The sequence below is a fragment of the Thermodesulfobium sp. 4217-1 genome, from assembly GCF_039822205.1.
In the GTDB taxonomy this organism is placed as follows: Bacteria; Thermodesulfobiota; Thermodesulfobiia; order Thermodesulfobiales; family Thermodesulfobiaceae; genus Thermodesulfobium.
This window is the reverse complement of record NZ_JBAGBW010000044.1, coordinates 1-5,042: the sequence shown is the minus strand read 5'-3', so window position 1 is coordinate 5,042 and position 5,042 is coordinate 1. Positions and strand designations below refer to the sequence as shown.

Annotated in this window: 7 protein-coding genes; 6 read left to right on the top strand and 1 reads right to left on the bottom strand. The window is 29.7% G+C overall.

Features of this window, described 5'->3' with window-relative positions:
- Positions 1-51: 51 nt before the first annotated feature.
- The 6 genes from V4762_RS09790 to V4762_RS09765 are packed head-to-tail and all read left to right on the top strand — an operon-like array spanning position 52 to position 4,709.
- The gene (locus V4762_RS09790; protein ID WP_347315595.1) at positions 52-216 is read left to right on the top strand and encodes an Rpn family recombination-promoting nuclease/putative transposase; all 165 of its coding nucleotides are present in this window, start codon (positions 52-54) and stop codon (positions 214-216) included.
- 23 nt (positions 217-239) lie between these two features.
- A complete protein-coding gene (locus V4762_RS09785) occupies positions 240-1,526 on the top strand; it encodes a flippase (RefSeq protein WP_347315594.1) in 1,287 nt (428 codons plus the stop codon).
- Positions 1,519-2,667, top strand: coding sequence for a UDP-galactopyranose mutase (gene glf, locus V4762_RS09780; RefSeq protein ID WP_347315593.1), 1,149 nt, complete (start codon positions 1,519-1,521; stop codon positions 2,665-2,667). Before V4762_RS09785 ends, glf begins: the two co-directional genes overlap by 8 nt.
- Entirely contained in the window at positions 2,664-3,617 is a 954-nt protein-coding gene (locus V4762_RS09775; RefSeq protein ID WP_347315592.1) for a glycosyltransferase family 2 protein, read from the top strand. Before glf ends, V4762_RS09775 begins: the two co-directional genes overlap by 4 nt.
- Before the next feature lie 8 nt (positions 3,618-3,625).
- Positions 3,626-4,018: a hypothetical protein gene (locus V4762_RS09770; protein WP_347315591.1), complete on the top strand. Its 393-nt coding sequence runs from the start codon at positions 3,626-3,628 to the stop codon at positions 4,016-4,018.
- 4 nt (positions 4,019-4,022) lie between these two features.
- A complete protein-coding gene (locus tag V4762_RS09765) occupies positions 4,023-4,709 on the top strand; it encodes a hypothetical protein (RefSeq protein ID WP_347315590.1) in 687 nt (228 codons plus the stop codon).
- 109 nt (positions 4,710-4,818) lie between these two features.
- Here the strand turns inward: V4762_RS09765 and V4762_RS09760 are convergent.
- Positions 4,819-5,042 (bottom strand): hypothetical protein (locus tag V4762_RS09760; RefSeq protein ID WP_347315589.1); only part of this gene is annotated, 224 nt, incomplete at its 5' end.

Genomic DNA, 5,042 nt, shown 5'->3' with positions numbered 1-5,042 from the left:
ACAAAAATTACTTATTTGACATTTCTTATTTGTTGTGTTTAAATCAGCCTTATGAATGAAATACACCAAGTTCATGATAAGTTTTTCAAACACATAATATCAAACAAGGAAAATGCAAAAAGCTTTATTGAGTTTGCTCTGCCAAAAGAAATAAAACTTTTAATAAAAAATACAAACGATAGAGAAAAACTGATAAAAGACTTAGAGGAGCAGTAAAAAAATGGGATCTAAATTAGGTTATGTTTAGCATAAAAAGCCTAACAAACACTCAAGATAAGAAAAGGCTACTGAGTAATTTTTTTTCGCTTTATTCTTTGCAGGTTGCAAATTATATTTTCCCTTTGATCACCCTGCCGTATTTAGTAAGAGTGCTTGGTCCGTCAAAATACGGACTTGTAGCTTTTGCACAAGCTTTTGTAGGGTATTTTCAAGTATTTACTAATTATGGTTTTAATCTATCTGCTACAAGAGAAATTTCTATACACAGGGAAAATCAAGAAAAGGTTTCAGAAATTTTCAGCTCTGTAATTACAATACAAATGCTTTTTGCTGTTTTGTCTTTTATAGTAATGCTTGCAATAGTATTTGCTTTTAAAAAGTTTTCAAAATACTGGCTTCTTTATTTTTTTACATTTGGTTTGGTTATTGGTAATGTAGTTTTTCCAGTTTGGTTTTTTCAAGGCATAGAAAGAATGAAATATATAACAATTTTTAATGTGCTATCCCGCTTTGTTTTTACCGTGGCTATATTTGTATTTATAAGAAAAGAATCAGATTACCTGTATGTGCCACTAATAAATGCATTAGGCAGTATTTTAGCTGGTGTATTGGGTCTTTGGATAATTTTTAGAAATTTTGGTGTAAAATTTATATTACCTTCTTTTGAAAATATTAAATATCATCTAAAAGAGGGTTGGCATATATTTATATCTACGGTTGCAATTAGTTTATATACTATTAGCAATACCTTCATTTTAGGTTTATTTACGAACAATACAATTGTTGGGTATTATTCTGCTGCTGAAAAGATTATAAAAGCAGTACAAGGACTTTTGGGTCCTGTTTCACAAACTATTTATCCGTATGTTAGTAGATTAGCCAACCAATCAAAAGAAATAGCGATAATGTTTATAAAGAAAATAACCATTCTAATTGGTAGTGTTACATTTATTTTATCTTTAGGAATATTTATCTTTGCAAATTTAATTGTAAAAATTTTATTTGGTAATCAATACATAGAATCGGTTGTAATTTTAAGGATTTTGTCCTTTTTACCTTTTATAATAGCTCTAAGTAACATATTTGGAATACAAACAATGCTAACATTTGGTTACAAAAAAGCTTTTTCAAGAATTTTGATATTAGCGAGCGCAATAAATATTATTTTATCCATTATTTTGATTCCAATATATCAAGCTAATGGTACAGCATTTTCTGTATTGATTTCGGAAATTTTTGTTACAGCCACGATGTTTATTTATTTGCAGAAAAAAATAATTCTTATATTGGATGTGAAAAATGTTTAGTTTCATTACAGTAGGCGCTGGTTTATCAGGATCTGTTATAGTAGAAAGAATAGCCAGTATCTTAAATCAAAAAGTATTAATAATAGAAAAAAGAAACCATATTGGCGGAAACTGCTATGATTACAAAGATGAAAATAACATAATAGTCCACAAGTATGGACCACATCTTTTTCATACAGATTATAAGGAAGTATTTGACTATCTATCAAATTTTACAGATTGGGAGCTTTATCACCATAGAGTGTTAGCCTTTATAGATGGTAAGAAAGTGTCAATACCATTTAATCTAAATACCCTTTACGAAGTCTTTCCGGAGAACTTAGCTAAAACATTAGAGGTTAAACTAATAAACAAATATGATTACAACTCAAAAGTGCCTATTTTAGAGCTTTTAAAAGAAGAGGATAAGGATTTAAGATTTTTAGCAGATTTTGTTTACAACAAGATATTCAAAAACTACACAGCAAAGCAATGGGGATTAAAGCCAGAAGAAATAGATCCACAAGTAACGGCAAGAATACCAATTTACATAAGTAGAGATAATAGATACTTTACTGATAAATACCAAGCAGTGCCAAAAGAAGGATATTCTAAAATATTTGAAAGAATGCTAAATCACCCGAATATAAAAATTATGTTGAATACAGATTTTAAAGAAGTGTTGAGTATAGACTTTAAAAACAAAAAGATTTTCTTCATAGGACAAGAGTTTAAAGGGAAACTAATATTTACAGGTATGATAGATGAACTTTTTGATTTTAAATATGGATTCTTGCCTTATCGTAGTTTAGATCTAAAGTTTGAAACCGGGGATAAAGAGTATTATCAGGAAACTCCTGTAGTGAATTATCCGAACGATTACGATTTTACCCGGATTACTGAGTTTAAGCATATACATCCTGTGGAAACTAAAAAAACTACTATACTAAAAGAATATCCAAAGTCTTACCAGCCAAACAAGGACATTCCTTATTATCCTGTTTTTACTAAAGAAAACAGAGAACTTTATAACAAATACAAAGAAGAGGCAGAAAAATTTAAAAATTTAATACTTGTCGGTAGGCTTGCAGAATACAGATATTATGACATGGATGATGTTGTAAAAAGAGCTTTAGAAGTGTTTGAGGAGAGGGTTAGATGAAAGATACAGTTTGTGCGGTAGTTGTGACATATAACAGAAAAGATTTATTAATAGAATGTTTAGAATCTTTAAAAAAACAAACAAGACCTATACAAGGTATATACCTAATAGACAACGCTTCCACAGACAGTACCCCAGAGCTTTTATTAGAAAAAGGGTATATAAGCGAATTACCGCCAAAAAATTTAAATGAGCCATGGGAAAAAGAATCTGAGATCAAAAACTCAGTAGATGACAACCCAATAAGATTTCATTATGTTAGGATGCATGAAAATGCCGGTGGGGCAGGCGGTTTTTACGAAGGCGTTAAAAGAGGTTATGAGAAAGGATACGATTGGTTGTGGTTGATGGACGATGATACAATAGCTAGCGAAAAAGCTATTGAAAATCTTATAGAAAAAACCCATTTGTTAGAAGAAAGAAAGATTGGTTTTATGTGTAGCAAAGTCTTATGGATAGATAAAACACCTCATATTATGAATATACCAAACGTAAAACCATTAGTCAACTATCTTCCTTTTAACGCTTATGAAGAGAAAAATGTATTATTAATAGAATCGGCGTCTTTTGTTTCGTTGTTAATTAACAGAAGTATAATAAAAGAGGTGGGTCTTCCAATAAAAGAATTTTTCATATGGGCAGATGATGTAGAATATACATTAAGAATAACAAGAAATGGATTTTTAGGTTTATATGTTAAAGATAGTATCGTAGTGCATAAAACTAAGACAAATTATTCTGCAGATGGAGTATGTGACTGGAGATTTTACTATAACGTTAGAAATTGGTTATGGATTCATAAATTCTATAACAAACATAGATATCCTTTCTATCTATTTAAAACAATTATTTCAACATTCAAGTTACCTCGAGAGGTTAAATATATTAATATTAAAGCATGTATAGATAGCTTAGTTAAAAACCCAAAAATAGAGTATATAACGAGATAGGAGAAAATATGAGTGTTGAAATTTATAAGAATAGTAAAATATACATAGCTTGTCCAGCTAATTTTGCTACAGGTGGACCAGAATTATTGCATCAGTTAGGTTACCATCTTGTAAATGATTTAAATATAGAAGCTTTTATGTACTACTATAATTTCGATAGCAGTAAGTTCTCAAATCCAGTGCATCCAGCGTATAAGATTTATAAAGTTCCATACAAGCTTCAACAAGCTATCGAAGATGATAGCACAAATATTTTAATAGTACCTGAAATTTTAGATGGCCTTATGCAATTAGAAAAATATAAGAAAATCCGGAAAGGTGTATGGTTTTTAAGTGTAGACAATTATTATCTTAGCAGGCTGACAAAAAAAAGATTTTTTTTTTCAGAGAGTCATAAATAAGTTTATGAGGTTAATAAATAAACAACCGTTATTTGATATTACTTCAGAAAAACATTTGAATAAATTAGTTCAAAAATATGATTACAAGAAAGATGATTTACTAAAACTTACAGATTTTTATATGACAAACTCCTTTAGAGGTTTAGAATGGTTTAAGGAATTAAAACCTTTATATTATCTTTCTGAATATCTAAATCCTGATTTCTTAAATAAAGAGACTATCTTATCTAAAAAAGAAAATATAGTAGCATACAATCCTAAGAAAGGATTTGCTTTTACCAAGAAAATAATCTCTTCAGCAAGAGATATAAAATTTGTACCCCTAGTTAACATAACAAGAGAGCAAGTAATTGAGACTCTTCAAAAAGCAAAGGTTTATATAGACTTTGGTAATCATCCAGGTAAAGATCGTATTCCAAGAGAGGCTGCAATATTAGGTTGTTGTGTTATAACTGGTAAAAGAGGTTCAGCTGCATTTTTTGAAGATGTCCCTATTCCAGAGGAGTATAAGTTTGAAGATAAAGAAGAAAATATACCTAAGATAATTGAAAAAATAGAGGATTGCTTTAATAACTTTGAAAAACGATATCAAGATTTTGATTATTATAGACAAGTTATAAAGAATGAACCAATTAAGTTTTTAGAAGATTTAAAGAAAATATTTGTAAAGGTTACTAACAATGAATCCTAAAATACATTTAACCGTGTAATAAAAACATTGCCAGGTGTCAAACATAAGCTCCTAGACCCCTTAGATTGCGTGTGTGGGGTGCGTGTCCCTTTTAGTGCAAGAAAAAAGCCTAACGCTTTTCTTGCGATGTTTTTTGAAACAAAAAACATCGCAATGCTTTTTGCGGTCTTTTGAAAAAAGCCTGACAAAACCTCTCTAAAAAAATCATCAAAACCTTTCGGTTACCCCAAATTGACTCTAAAACCAAGGTAACCTCAATTTTTGCTGTCAAAACACTGAAAAGCAATTGAGCAACCCCCCCTAAAGAACGTAGAAAATAAATAATAAAAAACC